Genomic DNA, 17780 nt, shown 5'->3' with positions numbered 1-17780 from the left:
CTTGTACAGCCTCCGAGAGGAAGAACCGGGCGACTGGTGGGAAATCGAGGCGCTCTACGACCTGAGCTTCGCGCCCGGGCGGACGGCGCTGTCCTCCTATCGCCTGCGCGAGGACGTGGCGCCGGTCGCCACGCTCTGCCGCGTCGCGGTCTGGGAGGGCGGCGGCGCGATCGGCGGGGCGATCCGTTACTGGCCGGTGCGCGTGGGCGGGGCGGAGGTGCTGCTTCTGGGCCCCGTGGCCGTGCATCCCACCGCCCAGGGCGAGGGCATGGGCGGCGCGCTGATCCGCGACACCGTCGAGCGGGCCCGGGAGATCTGCCCCCGCGTGCTGCTGGTGGGCGATGCGCCCTACTACGGGCGGTTCGGCTTCGAACGTCTCGACGCGGTGCGGATGCCGCCGCCGACGAACCCCGACCGGGTGCTCGGCCTGGCGCTCGAGCCCGGCGCCTGGGACGGGGTCGCGGGCGAGGTGTCGAAGGCGGTGTGAGGGGGCTGGCTGGTCCCCGGTTCGAATGCTTGCACCGAGCCTGAAATTTGAGCGCTCTTCTTGCGCCCGAATAGCACCGAAGATGCCGGGCGCGCGCCGGACCGGCCCGATGGGCCGGCGCTCCTTGGGATGGCGCGCATAGCTATCCCCTAGTCCTGACCTTGCCGGGATAAAGCGCCTCGCTTGGAGGTCAGCAGCGCCGGCCCCCCGGTCCGGCGCGCGCCCTCTGGCGGTGCTTGTGGAGAGGGTCGAAGGCGCCTCTTCTGCGCAAGGTGAACCGCGCAGGCGGTTGCACAAAAGCCCTCGGGTCCACCCATCGCGCCTTGCGCCCGAACAGCATCGAAGATGCCGGGCGCGCGCCGGACCGGCCCGATGGGCCGGCGCTCCTTGGGGCGGTGTGCCTAGCTCAGTCCTAGCCCTGACCTTGCTGGGATAAAGCGCCTCGCTCAGAGGGCAGCAGCGCCGGCCCCCGGTCCGGTGCGCGCCCTCTGGCGGGGCTTGTGGAGAGGGGGGAGGGGGCGCCCTTTGGGGGCGGTGCCAGCGGTGCGGAGGGGAGGGAGCGCCCAAAGGTGCGAGGCTGGGGGCTAGTGGTGCCGGGCGGCGGCGGGGAGGGGCGCGTGAGCGGTCCTATGTCTGCGCGGCCTATGCCGTCCCGCCAAAAGAGCCTCACCCTCAACCCGCGCCTCCTCCCCCAACCCGCGCCTCACCGCTCAACCCCGCCCAGCCGCCTTGAAACCCCGCCCGACCGCGCCGATCTTTTGCCCATGACCACCACCGACCTCGTGCCCGCCGACCTCTCCGCCGATCTCGACGCGCTGGCGCGGCGGCACCGGCGCGCGGGCGGGGTGGGGCTGCAGCTCCTCAACATCCTCGGCAGCCTGGCCGAGAACCTGATCGAGCGCCTGCCGGACCGGGTGAAGGACCGGCTCGAAGGCGCCACCGAACGCGCGCTCGAGACCGCGCTGCAGGCGGCGGCGCGCTCGCGGACGCATCTGCCGGACCAGCAAGGCTGGCTCAACACCGCGCTGACCACCGCCATGGGGGCCGCGGGCGGCGCGGGCGGGCTGCCGACGGCGCTGGCGGAACTGCCGGTCACCACCACGGTGCTTCTGCGTGCGATCCAGGGCATCGCCACCGAACACGGCTTCGACCCCGACGCGCCCGAGATCCGCAAGGAGTGCCTCCTGGTTTTCGGCTCGGCAGGCCCGCTCGAGGCCGACGACGGCGCCGACATGGCCTTCCTCTCGGCCCGGGTCACGCTGACCGGCGCCACGGTGCACGGGATCATCGCCCGGGTCGCGCCGCGGCTCGCCACCGTGCTGGGCCAGAAGCTCGCCGCACAGACCGTGCCGGTGCTCGGCGCCGCGGCGGGGGCGGCCACCAACTACGCCTACACGAGCTACTACCAGGAAATGGCGCATGTGCATTTCGGGCTGAAGGCGCTTTCCGAGCGCAGCGGGCGCGACCGCGCCGAACTTGTGGGCGAATTGCGCCGGCGCATCGGCAGATAGGCCGCCCCCGGGCCCCGCCGTCCCGCGCCGGCATTGCCAAAGCGCGGGCAAGCTGCTTCCATGTGCCCGGCGTGTGCAGGGGGAGGCGCATTTGGTCGAACGGCTTGGAATCATTGGCGGATCGGGCGTCTACGAGATCGACGGCCTGGAAGATGCCGACTGGGTGCAGGTCGAGACCCCCTGGGGGCCGACCTCGGACCGGATCCTCACCGGCACGCTTCAGGGCCAGCCCATGGCCTTTCTGCCGCGCCACGGGCGGGGCCATGTGCATGCGCCGACCGATGTGCCCTACCGCGCCAATATCGACGCGCTGAAGCGGCTGGGGGTGACCGACCTCGTCTCGGTCTCGGCCTGCGGCTCCTTCCGCGAGGAAATGCGCCCGGGCGATTTCGTCGTGGTCGAGCAGTTCATCGACCGGACCTTCGCGCGGGTGAACTCCTTCTTCGGCTCGGGCTGCGTGGCGCATGTCTCCTTCGCCCATCCGACCTGCGCGCGGCTTTCCGCGGCCGCCGCCGGGGCCGCCCGCGCGGCGGGCGTCACCGTGCATGACGGCGGCACCTATCTCGCCATGGAGGGGCCGCAGTTCTCGACCTATGCCGAGAGCCGGCTCTACCGCGAGGCCTGGGGCGCCGATGTCATCGGCATGACCAATCTGCCCGAGGCCAAGCTCGCCCGTGAGGCCGAGATCTGCTACGCCTCGGTCGCCATGGTCACCGATTACGACTGCTGGCACCCCGGGCACGGAGCGGTCTCGGTCGCCGAGGTGGTCAAGGTGCTGAAGGCCAATGCCGCCAATGCCCGCGCGCTGGTCAAGGCGCTGCCGGGGCGGCTCTCTGAGCGGCCCGCGCCCTGTCCCGAGGGCTGCGACCATGCGCTCGACCACGCCATCCTGACCGCCCCCGAGGCCCGCGACCCCGCGCTTCTGGCCAAGCTCGACGCGGTGGCCGGGCGCGTGCTCTGAGCCCTTGAATTTTCCCTGACCCAGCGACCCTCGAAGAGGCCCGATCCCGATGACCAAGGTCGAAGACTACATCCGCACGATCGCGGATTTTCCCCATGAAGGCATCATGTTCCGCGATGTCACCACGCTGTTTGCCGACCCGCGCGGCTTTCGCATGGCGATCGACCAGCTCCTGCATCCCTATGCGGGGCTGCGCTTCGACAAGGTGGTGGGCCTCGAGGCGCGGGGCTTCATCCTCGGCGGCGCGGTGGCGCATCAGCTCTCGACCGGCTTCGTGCCGGTGCGCAAGAAGGGCAAACTGCCGGGGCGGGTGATCTCGGAGAGCTACACGCTGGAATACGGCGAGGCGGTGGTCGAAGTGCATGACGACGCGCTGAGCCCCGGCGAGAAGGTGCTGATCGTCGACGACCTCCTGGCGACCGGCGGCACGGCGGAGGCCGGGATCAAGCTCTGCGAGCGGCTCGGGGCCGAGGTCATCGGCTGCGCCTTCATCGTGGATCTGCCCGACCTCGGCGGCCGCGCCCGGCTCGAAGCGCTGGGCATGGAGGTGCATGCGCTTTGTGCCTATGCGGGGGAGTGAAGTTTGGAGGGGCGCACTGGGCCGAGATTGCCTGCCCGATCATGCAGAGGCGCGGCGCCTGATCGGCCGGGGTAACGCCCACCCACCAACCACCCACGCCCAACTTGCGCCCGAATAGCATCGAAGATGCCGGGCGCGCGCCGGACCGGCCCCTTGGGCCGGCGCTCCTTGGGGTGGTGCGCCTAACTTACCCCTAGTCCAGACCTTGCTGCCATAAAGCGCGCAGCTCAGATGTCAGCAGCGCCGGCCCCCGGTCCGGCGCGCGCCCTCCGTTGCGTGAGGTTGCGGCGGGAGAGGGGCTTGTGGCGCGGTTGGTGTCGGGCAAGTGAGCTTGGGCGCTTGTTGTGGCGGGGCTTGGGCGCTCCGGTGCCGGGGTGTCTCTTGCGTGGAGCGGGGCCGGGCGCCGTCTTGGCTTGAGCAGCGAGCCGAACCCACGCCCGTCGGCCCGACAGCCGTCCCAAGCCCATGCCGCCGCGGAGCGATCGAACCCGCCCATTCGCAGAAATTCCCCAGAACCCTCATTCCCCAGACCCCTCATTCCGCAGAAAACCGCATCGACCCTCCTTAGCCCACCCGGCACACCACGCAAAACGACCCGCCGCCCCCCACACCACCCCTCCTCCCAAGAAACGCATGTTGCCTATCGGAAACCTCTTGCTAGGTTCTGCGCCGAATCTAGGAAACCGGGAGGCACGGAATGGTCGAGCGCAGCGAGCGGCAGGGATTGCAGGTCGAAAAGGGGCTCTGCGACTTCATCGAGACAAAGGCCCTGCCGGGCACAGGCATCGCGCCCGAGGACTTCTGGACCCGCTTTGCCGCCCTTCTGGCCGAGATGACGCCGGAGAACCGCCGGCTCCTGGCCGAGCGCGAGGAGACGCAGGCCAAGCTCGACGCCTGGCACCGCGAGCACCCCGGGACGATCTCGGACCCCGCAGTCTACGAATCCTTCCTGCGCGAGATCGGCTACCTCGTGGAGGAGGGCGATGACTTCCAGATCGAGACCGCCGATACCGATCCCGAGATCGCCACCATCGCGGGCCCGCAGCTGGTGGTGCCGATCACCAACGCGCGCTTCGCGCTCAATGCCGCCAACGCGCGCTGGGGCTCGCTCTATGACGCGCTCTACGGCACCGACGCGCTGGGCGACCTGCCCGAGGGCGGCGGCTATGACCCGAAGCGCGGCGCGCGGGTGATCGCCTGGGCCAAGGACTTCCTCGACCGCGCGGTGCCGCTGGCCCAGGGCTCGCATGGGGATGTCACCGCCTACCGCATCGAGGGCGGCGCGCTGGTGACCGACAAGGGCCCGCTGGCCGAACCCGCCGCCTATCGCGGCAGCCGCGAGACCGGCGGCGCGACGCGCCACCTGCTCGAGCACAACGGGCTGAAGATCGAACTGGTGATCGACCCCGACCACCAGATCGGCAGCACCGACCCGGCGAACCTCGCCGACGTGGAGCTCGAAAGCGCCGTCTCGGCGATCATGGACTGCGAGGATTCGGTCGCCTGCGTCGACGGGCCCGACAAGACCCTGGCCTATGGCAACTGGCTGGGGCTGATGAAGCGCGACCTCGAGGAGAGCTTCGAGAAGGGCGGCAAGACCGTGACCCGGCGCCTCGCCGAGGACCGCGACTACCAGGCGCCCGACGGCGGCACCCTGACCGTGCCGGGCCGGGCGCTCATGCTGGTGCGCAACGTCGGCCACCTGATGACCAGCCCCGCGATCCTCGATGCCGAGGGCGCCGAGGTCTTCGAGGGCCTGATGGACGCCATGGTCACCACGCTCATCGCCAAGCACGACCTGCAGGACGCCGGTCGCGGCAATTCCCGCGCAGGCTCGGTCTATGTGGTCAAGCCGAAGATGCACGGGCCCGCCGAAGTGGCCTTTGCCGACAAGGTCTTCTCGGAAGTCGAGGCGGCGCTGGGCATCGCGCCCAACACCGTGAAGCTCGGCATCATGGACGAGGAGCGCCGCACCTCGGCCAACCTCAAGGAATGCATCCGCGCCGCGCGCAAGCGCGTGGCCTTCATCAACACCGGCTTCCTCGACCGCACCGGCGACGAGATCCACACCGCCATGGAAGCCGGCCCCATGGTGCCCAAGGGCGAGATGAAGGGCACCGACTGGATCGCCGCCTACGAGGACCGCAACGTCGACATCGGCCTCGCCTGCGGGCTGCGCGGCCGGGCGCAGATCGGCAAGGGCATGTGGGCCATGCCCGACCGCATGGCGGCCATGCTCGAGCAGAAGGTGGGCCACCCCAAGTCCGGCGCGACCTGCGCCTGGGTGCCCTCGCCGACGGCGGCGACGCTGCATGCGACGCATTACCACCAGGTCGACGTGGCCGCCCGCCAGGACGAGATCGCCCAGGGCGGGCCGCGCGCGGGGCTCGAGCCGCTCCTGACCATCCCGGTCGCCGAGGGGCGCAACTGGGACGCCGACGCCGTGACCCGCGAGATCGAGAACAACGCCCAGGGCATCCTGGGCTACGTGGTGCGCTGGGTCGACCAGGGCGTCGGCTGCTCCAAGGTGCCCGACATCGAGAACGTGGGCCTCATGGAGGACCGCGCGACCTGCCGGATCTCGGCCCAGCATATCGCCAACTGGCTGCATCACGGGGTGGTCTCGAAAGACGAGGTCATGGGCGTCATGCAGCGCATGGCCGAGGTGGTCGACGTGCAGAACGCCGATGACCCGGCCTATCGCGCGATGGGCCCGGGCTTCGACGGCATCGCCTTCCAGGCGGCCTGCGAGCTGGTCTTCGAGGGCCGCGCCCAGCCTTCGGGCTACACCGAGCCGGTGCTGCACCGTCGCCGCCTGGAGCTTAAGGCGGCGGGCTGAGGTTTTGGCTTTGGGTCCGGTCCGGCCTGTGCGGCCGGCCCGGGCGAGGGCGCTGCCCTCGCGCTCCCGGAGTATTTTGGGCCCGGTCATGCGAGGGGCGGGGCGCTTCGGGGGGCTTGGTCTGGGCACGGTGGCTTGGGTCGGGAGGGTCCGATCGCCCCGGCCTTGCGGCCGGGCCGACCGGAGCGAGGGCGCTGCCCTCGCGCTCCCGGAGTATTTGGGGCCCGGTCATGCCAGGGGCGGGGGCGCTTCGGTCCCGGGGCCGGTTTCAACTGACGACGTGACAGGAGAGGAAAGGATTTTCTGAATGGCCGAGATTTCGCTGCGCCGCGCGCGCACCATCATCCGCAAGACCCTCGAGCACGGCAAGGAGGCGGGGATGAAGCCGCTGTCGGTCATCGTGCTCGACGCCGGCGGCAACCCTATCGCCTTCGAGCGCGGCGACGGCGCGAGCCCGGGGCGCTACCAGATCGCCCATGGCAAGGCCTATGGCGCGGTCATGCTGGGCATGCCGGGTTCGGCGCAGATGCAGCGGGCCGAAGACCAGGCCTATTTCATCGCCTGCGCCAATGGCGCGCTGGGCGGCGCGCTGGTGCCGGTGCCGGGCGGCATCCTGGTCCAGGACAGCCGGGGCCGGACGCTCGGCAGCGTCGGCGTGACCGGCGATACCTCGGACAACGACGCCAAGGCCGGCGCGGCGGGCATCGAGGCCGCGGGGCTGGTGCCCAAGGTCTGAGCGGGCTTCACCTCGGCGCCGCTTTGACCTAGATATCTGCGGAGCACGCTGGAAAAAGAGGCCGCCATGACCCGTCCGGTCGTCGGGATTATCACCAACCACCACCTCATCAACGATGAGTATCCCGCCCATGCCGGCGGGTCGATGAACTCCGAGGCGGTGGCGCAGGTCGCCGAGGCGCTGCCTCTCTTGATCCCGGCCGATCCGCGGGTGGTGACCGTGCCCGAGCTCTTGGAGGCCTGCGACGGCTTCCTTCTGACCGGCGGGCGGCCCAACGTGCATCCCGAGGAATACGGCGAGGAGCCGACCGAGGCCCATGGCGCCTTCGACCGCGATCGCGACGCCATCGCGCTGCCGCTCGTGCGCGCCTGCGTGGAGCGCGGCCAGCCGGTCTTCGGCGTCTGCCGGGGCTTCCAGGAGGTCAATGTCGCCATGGGCGGCACGCTCTACCCCGAGATCCGCGACCTTCCGGGGCGGATGAACCACCGGATGCCGCCCGACGGCACGCTGGAAGAGAAGTTCGCCCTGCGCCACAAGGTGACCTTCACCGAGGGTGGGCCTTTCCACCGGGTGCTGGGCGCGCGCGAGGTGATGACCAACACGCTGCACGGCCAGGGCATCAAGACGCCCGGCCACCGGGTGCGGATCGACGGCCATGCGCCGGACGGCACGCCGGAGGCCACCTATATCGAGGGCGCCTCGGGCTTCACCCTGGCGGTGCAATGGCACCCGGAGTGGGATGCCTGCAACGATCCTGTCTCGCGGCCGCTCTTCCGCGCCTTCGGGGCCGCGGCGCGCGACTGGGCGGCCTCGCGCCGGGCCGGGCTGCGGGTCTCGGCCTGAGGGGCGGGGCGCTGCGCCGGTCGGATTGAGCGGTGGGTGTAGCACACGGGGCGCTGCGGCTCTGGTTGAGGACAGGTGCCATGTGAGGCTGCACGGCCCGGCGTGACTGGCGGGGCCGGCTGGCGTCGATTTTCCGAGAATTTGGATGGTGCGCCGACCGGGAGCGGGGCAGTTTTCCTGTGCCTGTGCCTGTGCCTGTGCCTGTGCCTGTGCTGTGCCTGGGCTTGAGCCCGTCCCTGTGCCTTTAGCTTGGGCGTGAGCCCCCCCCGGAGAGGGCTCGACCTGCAATCACCCCACGGGCTGAGGGCTCCGACGCCTGGAAGCGCCCTCCGTCACCTCTCCGTCGAGCGCGCGCAGAAGCGCGCGGGTCTCATGGGCGCGCAGGCAGGGGCGGGCGGTCTCGCCGAAGTCCTGCGGATGATGGACCAGCGCGGGCAGGGCGGCTTGCAGGCTCTTGCGGGTCTCGGGCCGCAGGGTGGCAAGGCCCGTCGGGCCGAGGAAGAAGCTCTCGGTCGGGACGCCCTCGGCGAAGATCACCTCGTGACGGTCAAGCGCCAGGTGGAAATAGTCGACCCGGCGGCAGGCGCGCTGCCGGATGCCGCGCCAGCCGGCGAGATGCAGCGCCGTCACGAAAACCTCGCGCGTGCCGAAAAGCAGCTCGGCCGCCTTGCCGCCCAGCACGAAGCGGTGCTGCGGCGAGACCCGGATCAGGCGGCGGAGGCCGGGCAGGGCGCCCGCCGGGATCTCGACCGGGGCGGTGGCGCCCTGGCCGGTGACGCGCTCGCGGCCGACCCAGCGCAGCGGCGCGAGGCCCCGGTCGCGGGTCTCGAGCAGGTCGCCCGGCTCCAGCACCTCGACCCGGCGCCAGCCCGCGGCGGTGCGGATCAGCGTGCCGGGGGTGAAACAGACGATCCGGTCGATGTTGCGGAACTTGACCGTGGTGCCGTCGCGCATCTGGACGCTGCCGGTGCTTTCGCCGGTGGTCTCGTCGGTGGTGAAGCGCAGGGTGCTGCGGTCGGCGAGGCCTGCGAGGTCGAGCGTGTCGCCCGCGCGCTGGTCCTCGGTGCCGCCGTCGATGGAAATCTCGCCGCGGCCGTCCTCGTTCAGATCGGCGAGCGAAATCCGGTCGTCGCCGGCGCCGCCCGAGACCTGATCGCCCTGGGCGGCGGTCAGATCGTCGGCGCCCGCGCCACCCGAAAGCGTGTCGGAGCCGGTGCCGCCCGAGAGGCTGTCGTCGCCCTCGCCGCCGTCGAGGCGGTCGGCCTCCGCGCCTCCTGCGAGTGTGTCATCGCCCGCGCCACCCGAGAGCGTATCCGCGCCGCCGCCGCCGTCGAGGGCATCCGCGCCCGCGCCGCCGTCGAGGCTGTCCGCCCCGGCGCCGCCTGCCAGCGTGTCGCCGCCGTCACCGCCCGAGAGCGTATCGGCCCCGTCGCCGCCGGAAAGGCTGTCCGCTCCGCCGTCGCCCGCGAGGCTGTCACTGCCGGTCCCGCCCTCGATCGTGTCGCCATCGGCACCGCCGGAGATCGTGTCGTCGCCCGCCTCGCCGAAGATCCGGTCGGCGCCGGTGCCGCCCGAGATCAGGTCGCCGCCATCCTCGACGGGAACCGCGTCGAAGCGCATGTCGGTGAGCCAGATCGCCTGGGTGTTGCCCTGGCCGTTGGCATAGCTGACCTCGATCGAGGCGACCGGCCCGGCCACTTCCACCAGCACCGAGCCGTCGGCCTGGGCGGCGCTGTTGGCGACGGTATTGGCGGTCACGGTGTTGCCGTCCACCCGGTCGCCGCCGCCGGGCGTCAGCACCACGTCGATGGGATTGCCGGCCGCGTCATAGGCGTTGACCGTGACGATATCGGTGTGGTTGTCGCGGCCCCAGTCGATGTCGTTGATCCGGAAGGAGACATTCTCGACCGTGTCGGCATAGCCGTCGCGCGCCGAGGAGAAGGAGATCGTCGAGGTCGAGGTCTCCCCGTCGCCGCGCCCGTAGAGCCGGAGCGAGGAATTGGCGGCGAAATCCTCGGGCCCGCCGTATTGCGTGGTGCCGTTGTCGATCAGGAAGCTCGGGTCGTTGTTGCCGTCGCTGCGGAAGGAGAGCGAGACATCGACCGCGCCGGTGTTCTGGGTGAAGCCGCCCGCGACATTGGTGCCGCTGCCGCCTTGCTCGTTCCAGCGCAGCATCTCGGAGAGGCGCTCGGGCGCGGGGCCGCCGTCGCTTTTGCCGCTGCCGCCGTAGATCACATCCGCGCCGCTGCCGCCGTCGATCGTGTCGCCGCCCGCGCCGCCGTAGATCGTGTCGTCGCCGCCGAAGCCCAGGATCGAATCGTCGGGCGAGGCGCCATGGTCGATGCCCTCTCCGCCGTAGTCGCGGTAGGAGGCGTCGATCACATCGCCGCCCTCGGTGCCTTCGACGACGCCGTTTTCCTCGGTGTAATCGGCGTAGCTGAAGGCGGCGTCGCCCGAGGCGGCGTTGGGGTTGCTGTCGTAGCTTTCGACCCGGTAGCTGCGGCCCTGGACCAGGGGCACCTCGCTCAGCATGTAGTCGCCCGCGGCGCTGCCCTGTTCGACGTCGAAGGCGACGATCTGGAAGCTTTCGCCGGTGACGGTGTCGATCACCGTCCAGACGGCCTCGGCGTCGACGCGGCTGCCGCTGGAGCTGCCCGAAGGGGTCTGCACATCGGCGCGCGCGCTTTCCGAGCCCGCGGAATCGTCGTCGAGGGTGCGCCCCTCGATGCCCGATTCCTCGTCGGTGATGCGGGCGCGGCCCTCGGGCGTGGCGGGCCCGTTCCAGGTAAAGCTCGACCCCCGGCCGGTGGGCACGGTTCCGAAGGCGTTGATCGTGTAGAAGCGCACGTCGTAGCTGGGCATCGATCAGCAACTCCGGTCGAAAAGGCGCGGGGGGAAAGGCCCCGTCAGGGCCCGCCGCGCTATGTTTGCACCCGTGGCGCGCCGCGGGTCGCGGGCACGCCCCCGCCGCCGGAGACATGCCCGGCGCCGGGACTTTCGCCATAGAAGGCCGGGATGGCCTAACTTGGGGTTAAATGGGGCAACTTCTTGTGCCCGCCCCCGCTCACATCTCGCCGCCCGCGACCTGCAGCGCCTGGCCGTTCATGCTGCCCGAGTTCGGCCCGCAGAGGAACAGCGCCGCCTCGGCGACCTCGGCGGGGGTGATCAGCCGCCCATGCGGGTTCACACCGACCATGGCCTGGGTCGCGTCCTCCTGGGACATGCCGGTGCGCTGCATGATCTTCTCGACGTTGGAGGAGACGATATTGGTGTCGACATAGGCCGGGCAGAGCGCGTTGAAGGTGATCGGCTTGCCCGCGTAATCGGCGGCCAGCCCGCGCATCAGCCCCACCATCCCGTGTTTCGAGGCCGAATAGGCCGGGGCGCCCTTCAGCCCGCGGATGCCCGCGATGGAGGAGACCGCGATGACCCGGCCCCAGTCGGTCTGGCGCATCGAGGCGAGGCAGGCGCGGATGGTCAGGAAACAGCCGTCGAGGTTGATGCCCATCATCTGCCGCCAGAAGGCGAGGTCGGTCTTGTGCAGGGCGCGGCCCTCGGCGATGCCGGCATTGGCGACGCAGATCTGCACCGGCCCGCGCGCGGCCACGGCAGCGGCGACGCCCTCCTCGACCGAGGTCTCCTCGGAGACATCCATGACCTGGCCGGCGATGCGCGGGCCCTCGGCGGCGCGCAGCGGGGCCTCGCGGCGGCCGGTGATGGTGACCTCGGCCCCGGCCTCGGCCAGGGCCTGGGCGATGGCCAGCCCGATGCCGGTGCCGCCGCCGGTGACAAGCGCGTGTTTGCCCTGAAGATGCATGGACGTCCTCCTCTCGATTGCCGCGAGCCTAGGGTGAGCCGCACGGGGGCCACAAGAGGCGGCGCCTCGGTCGACGCGGCGTCAGCGGTCGGGCGCGCCGGGGCAGGGTGCGGGGCGGGGGACGTGCCGCGCGAGCGGTCGGCTGACGCAGGGGCAAGCCTTTGGAAAAGCGTGTGAAATCGCGGCTTCGGCCCGTGCCGCGCAAACCGCCGATCCACCCCGCCGCGCGCCGCCCGTGAAACACCCATGCCCGGCCTGCGCATTTCCGCGACAGTTTTATGTCGCAATCCCTCGCTCGCGCGCAACAAACGAACAGGTGGCTTTAACTCCGCGTGAAGCTATGCTCTACGGTCTGCAAATGCGCAGCAACGCGCGACCCCGGGCTCGGGGATCGCGGGGCTGCTGACATGCGCATGAACGACGGACCGAAAGGGGACTTGAGACCGTGAAGATTGGTACGCCAAAAGAGGTGTTGGAGGGCGAGGCGCGGGTCGCGATGACGCCCGACAGCGCCAAGATGCTCCAGAAGCTCGGCTATGACTGCGCCATCGAGACCGGCGCCGGCGAGAAGGCCGGCTATCCCGATGCGACCTACGAAGAGGCCGGCGTCGAGATCGTGGCCAGCGCCGAGGCGCTGTGGAGCGGCGCGGATGTCGTCGCCAAGGTGCAGCCGCCCAGCGAGGCCGAGATCGGCCACCTGAGCGAGAGCAAGCTCCTGATCTCCTTCTTCTGGCCCGGCCAGAACGAAGAGCTGATGAAATCCGCCGCCGACAAGGGCGCCTCGGTCATCGCCATGGACATGGTGCCGCGCATCTCGCGCGCGCAGAAGATGGACGCGCTCTCCTCGATGGCGAATATCGCGGGCTACCGCGCGGTGATCGAGGCCGGCAACAACTTCGGCCGCTTCTTCACCGGCCAGGTGACGGCGGCGGGCAAGGTGCCGCCGGCCAAGGTGCTGGTCGTGGGCGCCGGTGTCGCGGGTCTGGCCGCGATCGGCACCTCGACCTCGCTCGGCGCGATCACCCTGGCCTTCGACGTCCGCCCCGAGGTGGCCGAACAGGTCGAGTCGATGGGCGCGGAGTTCGTCTACCTCGACTTCGACGAGGAACAGACCGACGGCGCGGAATCGGGCGGCTACGCCAAGCCCTCGAGCCCGGAGTTCCGCGAGGCGCAGCTGGCGAAGTTCCGCGAGCTGGCCCCGGATGTGGACATCGTCATCACCACGGCGCTGATCCCCAACCGCGAGGCGCCCGAGCTCTGGACCGAGGACATGGTCAAGGCGATGAAGCCCGGCTCGGTGATCGTCGACCTCGCCGCTGAGAAGGGCGGCAACTGCAAGCTCACCCAGAAGGACAAGAAGATCGTCACCGACAACGACGTGACGATCATCGGCTACACCGACTTCCCCAGCCGGATGGCCAAGCAGAGCTCGATGCTCTACGCCACCAACATCCGGCACATGATGACCGATCTGACGCCCGAGAAGGACGGCACGGTCAACCATGACATGGAAGACGACGTGATCCGCGGCGCGACCATCGCGCATGGCAAGGAGGTCACCTTCCCGCCGCCGCCGCCCAAGACCAAGGCGATCGCGGCGCAGAAGCCCAAGCCCAAGGAAAAGGAGCTGACGCCAGAAGAGAAGCGCGCCGAGGAACTGGCCGCCTTCAAGAAGCAGACCACCCAGCAGATCACGCTGCTCGGCATCGGCGCCGCGGCGATCCTCTCGGTGGGCCTGATCGCGCCGGCCAGCTTCATGCAGCATTTCATCGTCTTCGTCCTGTCGGTCTTCGTCGGCTTCCAGGTCATCTGGGGCGTCAGCCATTCGCTGCACACGCCGCTCATGGCGGTGACCAACGCGATCTCCTCGATCATCATTCTCGGGGCTCTGATGCAGATCGGATCGAGCTCCTTCCTGGTGATCCTCCTCGCCGCCGTCTCGGTCTTCATGGCCGGGATCAACATCTTCGGCGGTTTCCTCGTGACCCGGCGCATGCTCGCCATGTTCCAGAAATCGTAAGCGGGAGGCAGGACAATGGACTTCGGATTCACGACGGCGGCCTATGTGGTCGCGGCGGTTCTTTTCATCCTCTCGCTCGGCGGTCTGAGCGGGCAGGAAAGCGCGAAACGCGCCATCTGGTACGGCATCGTCGGCATGGGGCTGGCGGTGATCGCGACGCTGATCGGGCCCGGCTCGGGCCTCTGGGTGGTCTCGGTCATCCTGATCGCCATGGGCGGCGTGATCGGCTGGCAGCTCGCCACGCGGGTGCAGATGACGCAGATGCCCGAGCTGGTCGCGGCGATGCATTCGCTGGTCGGCCTCGCGGCGGTCTTCGTCGGCTTCAACGCCGATTTCACCATCAACATGGTCGAGGCGGCCAAGGCCGCGGGTGAGGGCGTCGAGGGCAATTTCGCCGAGCTCGTCGCCAAGAAGACCCCGGTCGAGATCGGCATCCTGATGGTCGAGCTCTCGCTCGGCATCTGGATCGGCGCGGTGACCTTCACCGGCTCGATCATCGCCTACGGCAAGCTCGCCGGCCGCGTCGACAGCGCCGCCAAGCAGCTGCCCGGCGGGCATCTTCTGAACCTCGCCGCGCTGATCGGCTCGGTCCTGATGCTGGTGCTCTACCTCGGCGGATCGGGCTCCTGGACGCTCTTCATCATGGCGCTCCTGGCCTTCTTCATCGGCTACCACCTGATCATGGGCATCGGCGGCGCCGACATGCCGGTGGTGGTCTCGATGCTGAACTCCTACTCGGGCTGGGCCGCGGCGGCGATCGGCTTCTCGCTGGGCAACGATCTTCTGATCGTGGTCGGCGCGCTGGTCGGCTCCTCGGGTGCGATCCTGTCCTACATCATGTGCAAGGGCATGAACCGCAGCTTCGTCTCGGTGATCCTGGGCGGCTTCGGCGGCAGCTCGGGCGAGCAGATGGCGGTCGAGGGCGAACAGGTGGCGATCGACGCCGACGGCGTGGCCCAGGCGCTCGACGAGGCCGACAGCGTGGTCATCGTGCCGGGCTACGGCATGGCGGTGGCGCAGGCGCAGAACGCGGTCTCCGACCTTACCAAGTCGCTGCGCGGCAAGGGCAAGGAGGTGCGCTTCGCCATCCACCCCGTCGCCGGGCGTCTGCCGGGGCACATGAACGTGCTCCTGGCCGAGGCCAAGGTGCCCTATGACATCGTGCTCGAGATGGAGGAGATCAACGACGACTTCCCCGACACCGACGTGGTCATCGTGATCGGCTCGAACGACATCGTGAACCCGGCGGCGCAGGACGATCCCAACTCGCCGATCGCCGGGATGCCGGTGCTCGAGGTCTGGAAGGCGAAGAACGTCTTCGTCTGCAAGCGCGGCCAGGGCACGGGCTATTCGGGCATCGAGAACCCGCTGTTCTTCAAGGACAACACGCGGATGTTCTACGGTGACGCGAAGGCGACGATCACCGACCTTCTGAGCAAGCTCGGCTGAGGAGGGCAGGTGGCGCGGCGCCGGCCGGCGGTTGAAAGCGGGTCGGCGGCGCGTGGGTGATTGGGGGTGCGTCTGGTGGGCGCTGAGGGCTGGGAGGCCCTGAGAACGGCCAGGCGCCAGACGCCCGCACCCCGCCCAAAGCCAACCGGCATTGAAAAAAGAAGAGGCGCCCCGCGACACCGGGGCGCCTCTTTCGTTTTCTCCAAGGCCGAAACGCGGCGGGTGCCACACCCCGCGTATCCTGCCGCGCCCCTCCTTGCGCCCGAACAGCACCGAAGGTGCCGGGCGCGCGCCGGACCGGCCCGATGGGCCGGCGCTCATTGGAGTGGCGTGCATAGATCAGCCCTAGTCCTGACCTTGCGTGGATAAAGCGCCTCGCTCAAAGGTCGGCAGCGCCGGCCCCCGGTCCGGCGCGCGCCCTCTGTCGGGGCTAGTGGGGAGGGGGGGGAGACGCGCCCTCTCACTGCGGGGAGGTGATCGATCCCCAAGTGGTGAGCGCATCCAAAGCGGGCACATGACCGTCTTCAACACGCGCCAGCAGGCCGACCCGCCACGCGCCAGCCCTGCCGACCCACCGCCGGCACACCCTCCAGAGCAACCGCCACACCCGAACCACCCCCGCCACCCATTGCCGCAGCGCACACACCCCGCCGCGCTACCCTCAACCCCAACCGCTTGAAATCACGCAGGAAAACCCACCCCAACCCCCGCTGTATACCGTTGCATCCGCGCAAGCTATTGAAAATGAATAAAAAATACCTTTGCTGCGCGACCGGAGCGGACTAAGCCTTACACTCAGACCCAGCCGTCAGAAGAAGTGCCCATGCCGCCGATCCAGGATCATCCGCTGCGCTACAAGCTCGCCAACGAGCTGCACGCGCGCCCCTTTCCCGCGCTGACGCCGCCCTGCCGGGCGGTCTTCCTGGCGATCAAGAAGCCCCGGGGCGCGGCCTCGCGGGACCGCTCGCTCGATCTCGCGCATCTGACCGACCTGCTCGACCGCTACGGCGCGCCGCATCCCCAGCCCGGGGCCACGCATTTCCAGGGCCGGATCGGGCGGCACATGCTGAAATGGGAACAGCACACCGAGTTCGTCACCTATACCGTCTTCCTCGAGGGGCTGGGCGAGCGGCCCTATGACCCCTCGGATTTCGAGGTCTTCCCCAGCGAATGGCTCGATGCCGCGCCGGGGGTGCGGGTGACCTCCTGCCTGATCCGCTGCTGCGTGCGCCCCGAGGGCGACGGCTTCGAGGAGGAACTGGCCGATTGGTTCGTGCCCGAGAGCCTCGCGGTTTCCTCGGTGATCGACGACGAGGCGGTGATCGCCGGCGACTTCCGCATCGACCCCTCGGGGCACATGCGCTTCGCGGTCTTCGCCCGGCCGCATGTCGGCGAGCGCCGGGTCGGCCGCATCGTCCAGCGGCTGACCGAGATCGAGACCTACAAGTCGATGTCCATGCTGGGCTTCACCCGGGTCCGGGCGATCAGCCCGCGCATGGGCGAGATCGACAGCGAGCTGACCCGGCTGATGGAGGCCATGACCCATGGCGAGGGCCCGGCCGAGGAGACGCTGAAGGCGCTTCTGGCGGTTTCGGCCGAGCTCGAGAGCCTCTCGGCCCAGACCTCCTTCCGGCTCGGGGCCACCGGCGCCTACGAGGCCATCGTCGGCCAGCGCATCGAGGTCCTGCGCGAGGAGCGCTGGCGCGGGCGGCAGACCTTCGAGGAGTTCATGACCCGGCGCTACGATCCGGCGATGCGGACGGTGAAATCCTCCGAGCGGCGGCTCGGCACCATGGCGGAACGGGCGATGCGGGCCGGGGACCTCCTGCGCACCCGGGTCGAGGTGCAGCGCTCGGCGCAGAACCAGGACCTGCTCGAATCGATGAACCAGCGCGCCGACATGCAGCTGCGGCTGCAAAAGACGGTCGAGGGTCTCTCGGTGGTGGCGATCAGCTATTACGCGGTCTCGCTGGTGGCCTATCTGCTTTATCCCGCCGCCGAGCTCGCCGGGGTCTCCCGCGGCGTGCTGACCGCCGCCGCCGTGCTGCCCGTGGTCGGCGCGGTCTGGTGGATGATCCGGCGGATCCGCACGGAGATGGAGAAGCAGGGGCCGTCGCTGTGAGGGGCGGGGTGCGGTTGTTGGTGGTGTGAGGGCGGTTGGTTCTGTGAGGGTGGTTGGACCTGTGAAGGTGGTGTGCCGCGGGGCAGGGTGCACCCTAGTGCGCGGCGCCGGGCAGGACGCGCCGGGACCCTGACACCTGCGAGCAGGCGCGACGCCTTGGTGCCCCGGAGCTGAGGCCCTGAAACCTAAGAAGAGGGGCGACACCCCGGAACCGAGGCCCTGAAACCTGCCAGGAAGCGCAACGCCCCCGCGTCGCTGAACCGAGGCCGCCTCTAGCGAAGCCGCCCACGCCCCCGGAAGATCGCACCCTGCAACCCGATCCCCACTGCAGCTCCCTGTCCCCCTCTCACCCCTCGCACCAGAGGGCGCGCGCCGGACCGGGGGCCGGCGCTGCTGCCCTTCGAGCGAGGCGCTT

Annotated in this window: 12 protein-coding genes; 10 read left to right on the top strand and 2 right to left on the bottom strand. The window is 69.8% G+C overall.

Features of this window, described 5'->3' with window-relative positions; all coding sequences use genetic code 11:
- Window position 1: 1 nt before the first annotated feature.
- From LR948_RS00360 to LR948_RS00330, 7 genes are all read left to right on the top strand, one after another.
- Complete coding sequence (locus LR948_RS00360; protein WP_232751928.1) at window positions 2–487, top strand: GNAT family N-acetyltransferase; 486 nt, start codon at window positions 2–4, stop codon at window positions 485–487.
- A 764-nt stretch (window positions 488–1251) separates the two neighbouring features.
- Complete coding sequence (locus tag LR948_RS00355) at window positions 1252–1998, top strand: EcsC family protein (RefSeq protein ID WP_232751927.1); 747 nt, start codon at window positions 1252–1254, stop codon at window positions 1996–1998.
- A gap of 91 nt (window positions 1999–2089) precedes the next feature.
- A complete protein-coding gene (locus LR948_RS00350) occupies window positions 2090–2959 on the top strand; it encodes an S-methyl-5'-thioadenosine phosphorylase (protein ID WP_232751926.1) in 870 nt (289 codons plus the stop codon).
- A 49-nt stretch (window positions 2960–3008) separates the two neighbouring features.
- Window positions 3009–3539, top strand: coding sequence for an adenine phosphoribosyltransferase (locus LR948_RS00345; RefSeq protein WP_232751925.1), 531 nt, complete (start codon window positions 3009–3011; stop codon window positions 3537–3539).
- Between the two features lie 697 nt (window positions 3540–4236).
- Window positions 4237–6378 (top strand): malate synthase G, encoded by a 2142-nt coding sequence (locus LR948_RS00340; RefSeq protein WP_232751924.1) that lies wholly within the window; start codon window positions 4237–4239, stop codon window positions 6376–6378.
- A 307-nt stretch (window positions 6379–6685) separates the two neighbouring features.
- The gene (locus LR948_RS00335; protein ID WP_232751923.1) at window positions 6686–7114 is read left to right on the top strand and encodes a heme-binding protein; all 429 of its coding nucleotides are present in this window, start codon (window positions 6686–6688) and stop codon (window positions 7112–7114) included.
- A gap of 66 nt (window positions 7115–7180) precedes the next feature.
- Entirely contained in the window at window positions 7181–7957 is a 777-nt protein-coding gene (locus LR948_RS00330; protein ID WP_232751922.1) for a gamma-glutamyl-gamma-aminobutyrate hydrolase family protein, read from the top strand.
- 288 nt (window positions 7958–8245) lie between these two features.
- Here LR948_RS00330 and LR948_RS00325 read toward each other — a convergent pair whose 3' ends face one another.
- Entirely contained in the window at window positions 8246–10819 is a 2574-nt protein-coding gene (locus LR948_RS00325) for a Hint domain-containing protein (RefSeq protein WP_232751921.1), read from the bottom strand.
- A 202-nt stretch (window positions 10820–11021) separates the two neighbouring features.
- A complete protein-coding gene (locus LR948_RS00320) occupies window positions 11022–11774 on the bottom strand; it encodes an SDR family NAD(P)-dependent oxidoreductase (RefSeq protein WP_232751920.1) in 753 nt (250 codons plus the stop codon).
- 445 nt (window positions 11775–12219) lie between these two features.
- Between LR948_RS00320 and LR948_RS00315 the strand changes: the two genes are divergently transcribed.
- The 3 genes from LR948_RS00315 to LR948_RS00305 all read left to right on the top strand — a co-directional run bounded on the left by LR948_RS00315 (window position 12220) and on the right by LR948_RS00305 (window position 17365).
- Window positions 12220–13794, top strand: coding sequence for a Re/Si-specific NAD(P)(+) transhydrogenase subunit alpha (locus LR948_RS00315; RefSeq protein WP_232751919.1), 1575 nt, complete (start codon window positions 12220–12222; stop codon window positions 13792–13794).
- 15 nt (window positions 13795–13809) lie between these two features.
- Window positions 13810–15243, top strand: a complete 1434-nt coding sequence (locus LR948_RS00310; RefSeq protein ID WP_232751918.1) for an NAD(P)(+) transhydrogenase (Re/Si-specific) subunit beta — start codon at window positions 13810–13812, stop codon at window positions 15241–15243.
- 823 nt (window positions 15244–16066) lie between these two features.
- Window positions 16067–17365, top strand: a complete 1299-nt coding sequence (locus tag LR948_RS00305; protein ID WP_232751917.1) for a DUF3422 family protein — start codon at window positions 16067–16069, stop codon at window positions 17363–17365.
- Window positions 17366–17780 lie beyond the last annotated feature (415 nt).

It is taken from the genome of Roseivivax sp. GX 12232, assembly GCF_021272185.1.
Taxonomy (GTDB): Bacteria; Pseudomonadota; Alphaproteobacteria; order Rhodobacterales; family Rhodobacteraceae; genus Roseivivax.
The sequence above is the reverse complement of the archived record's forward strand: the minus strand, read 5'-3'. Positions and strand labels throughout refer to the sequence as shown.